Annotated in this window: 1 protein-coding gene; it reads right to left on the reverse strand. The window is 55.9% G+C overall.

From position 1 onward, the window contains the following. A partial coding sequence (locus EN935_RS38180) for a LysR family transcriptional regulator (RefSeq protein WP_164771829.1) occupies window positions 1-851 on the reverse strand: 851 nt, incomplete at both ends.

Below are 851 nucleotides of genomic sequence, written 5' to 3' on the forward strand. Positions count from 1 at the left end.
GTCAGGCGGTATGCGTTTGCGATGTCCTCAACCATTGCCGTGACAACCGGTAGGCTTTTCGATTTTGTCCGGAAGACCGCGAAGATCGCTGTCGTGCTTTGCGCCTCTGGTACAGGCAGCTTCACCAAGTCGCCAGCCTCCACCCAGGGGAGCGCGATGTGATCTGGGATCACGCCCAGATACTGTCCGCTCAAAACGAGTTGCAAATTGGCTTCCACATGGAAGGCCACCGCAGTCGATTTCCAACGGCGCCCTTTTAAGGTCGGCTCGCTACGCAAATAGCCACGAGTGACGAAATCATATTTCGCGAGCTCAGCGTCCTCTATGCGACCATGAGAGGCTTGCTTGTTGATCGGATGATTGGCAGACGCGTAAAGAGATGTTGTTTCCGAGCCGACCGCCCGGTACGTCAACCCCTGCACATCGGTGTTTCCAATAGTGAGGCCGACATTCGCCTGACGATTGATGATCGCTTCCTCGACGGCTTCAGGATCGGCCGTGTTGATGTTGAGAACGACATCCCCAGCGCGTTGTTTGAACGCGGCAATGGCCTTGGCGAGTGAATTGCCCGTTTCAAATTGCGTGCTGTCCATCACCCAAAGGTTTATCGATCCCGAAAGCCTCCCCTTGGCTACCGAAATCTGCGATCGGAAATGGTCGAGAGAGTCCAAGAGTTCGATGGTCGCCTCGTACACGGTTTGGCCGTGCGTCGTAACACTGAAGCCAGATCGCCCTCTTTCACAAAGACGAATCGACAGGCGAGCTTCGAGATCCGCGACGTGCTTGCTAATTGTGGAGCGGCCGACCCCAAGCGTTTCCTCCGCTGCCGAAAAACCGCGACACTCGACCAC

The sequence above is a fragment of the Mesorhizobium sp. M7D.F.Ca.US.004.03.1.1 genome, from assembly GCF_003998635.1.
GTDB classification, from domain to species: domain Bacteria; phylum Pseudomonadota; class Alphaproteobacteria; order Rhizobiales; family Rhizobiaceae; genus Mesorhizobium; species Mesorhizobium loti.